Origin of the sequence: Rickettsia sp. TH2014 (assembly GCF_019249195.1) — a bacterium.
GTDB classification, from domain to species: domain Bacteria; phylum Pseudomonadota; class Alphaproteobacteria; order Rickettsiales; family Rickettsiaceae; genus Rickettsia; species Rickettsia felis.
On record NZ_MXAX01000119.1, the window covers coordinates 1 to 2,118 of the forward strand.

Here is a 2,118-nt window from a genome sequence, read left to right on the forward strand (position 1 = left end):
GTAAGATTAAATCTCAACTATTACAGCTTAGGTAGCTGGTCAGGACTTATGACGCAATCTCACCACAAATCCTCTCCTGATATTACTCCTACCGTGGGCGATTTAAAAACTGCTAATTTATTTGGTAAAAGAATAGTTGAAATAACTAAGAAGTTTAAGGGATAGAACCCGAATCATCATTACGAGTAGGCATTGTTGCGTGGTTCAATTTCACCTCTGTCATCCCGTGGCTTGACCACGGGATCCAGTTAAAATACTAAAATTATTAGTATTTTTAAGTTGTATTTATGGATACCGCGATCAAGTCGCGGTATGACAACGGTGGATTCCTGCTTTCACAGAAATGACAAAAACCGAGCCATGCAACAATGTCTACGGCTCCTCGCAATGACGGCTTAGGTATCCACGCAACAAAGCATAATTAAAGATTAACTTCTAACAAATGATGGTTTTTGTGAACTCCTATTACTTAGAATTTTTTGAGCATGCGTAGTCATTTTAGCATCTCGTTCTCCTCTAGTTTTTAGAGTCTTTGGTTTATTGCTATTAACACTAGCATCACTCCAGTTACCACTATCGCTTTCACTGCCACTACTGCTACTACTATCACTCATCTCCATAGCAACTCTTCGTGCTAAAATTGATGCAACTCCATTAGGTTTGCTAACATTCTGAGCAGGCTTACTATGCGAATGAGCAACCGGTTTTCCTGTATTAGGATCAAACTCAACTTTTCTTAGATTTTTTGGTCCTTCTATTTCTCTCATTAAATCAGAAGTATCTATAGAAGGACGTAGTTGATTTTCCGGTTTTTTAACCGTAGTAGTAACTCCTACAGGTTTAGATAATGTCTCAGTCTGGGCCGGAGCCATAGTAGGCATAGGCGGTGGCGGTGGCGGAATGTTATTTTTCGATAAAGGAGGTGGTGGTGGAATGTTATTTTCCGACAAAAGGGGTGGCGGCGGTGGCGATGGAATATTATTTTGTGATAAAGGAGGTGGCGGTGTTACATTATTTTCCGAAGGTTTAGCTAGGGATGAATTTTCTAATATTGGCTCCTTTTTTGAAGTTATATGATTTGCAAGATTACTTACTATCTTTTGTAACTCCTCATTGTCAGGTAACTTTGCAATTATATCATTAATATTTCTTTCCTTATTTTCAATTAATTCCTCAAATTTATGCTCCGTTTTATATAATTGTTCATCAATCTTTCTAATTGTTCTAGTATTACTTTCTTTGTTTTTTGCTAAAACCTGCTCACTATTATTTACAAAAATATTTTTAACATTTTGCCAAATATTATTTAATTTTTCAAAAAATGTATAAGGTATTTCTTCCCTAATTTCAGCAACCCGCTTTTGTATTTCCTTAAGTTCTTTGATATTAGAATTCTCAGATATTAAATTTTGGATGTTTTGTTTTGTAGCATTTAAAGAATTATATTGTTTCTCTAGTTCTTCAGCCTTAATAAATTGTAAGGGATTTGTCATATTTAGAGCTGAAAATCTTTCAGGTTTACTCTTATAACTAAAATATACTTCCGATAATCTTTCTCTTTGTTCTTTGGATAAATCTTTCTTTGTTAAATCTTTAAAATTTTTTTCGATTTCTTCTTGTAATTCTTGCTTTAAAGGTGCAGATTTTTTCGCTATATTATATATCTTATTATCAATATCTTTTAATATTTTGTTATTATACTTTATTGCTTCATTTGTTAACTGTTCTTCACTTGTTACAAAAATATACTTTACATTAGAAACTGTTTTTACAAGTCTTTTAAACCAAGGTAACGATCTATTATGTTCTTTTTCTAGTTTTTTAGTTTCATTTTGTATTTCGATTAAACCTTGCAACTTCTTATTTTGTTCGCATAATTCATTTACTTGGCTTAATATAGTATTTAAAGCATTATTTTCTTGCGCTAATAATTTATTTATATCTATTTCTTTAGCCACGCCATACACCTACTATAAATTAATGTCGGCATTATAGTAAATTTCTTGTACAAAAGCAAAGAGAAAGTTAATTTATGTTAATATATTCTCAATAAATGAGAAGTAGATAGACGAAGTTCAACGTGAAAAAGAGGGTCGTGCCTCCGTATTGCAGTTTAGA

1 protein-coding gene is annotated in these 2,118 nt (G+C 32.8%); it reads right to left on the minus strand.

Annotated features, from left to right (window positions below):
* Nucleotides 1-428 precede the first annotated feature (428 nt).
* Entirely contained in the window at nt 429-1,958 is a 1,530-nt protein-coding gene (gene rickA, locus KYQ89_RS02235; RefSeq protein WP_218460226.1) for an Arp2/3 complex-activating protein RickA, read from the minus strand.
* Between the last annotated feature and the right edge of the window lie 160 nt (nt 1,959-2,118).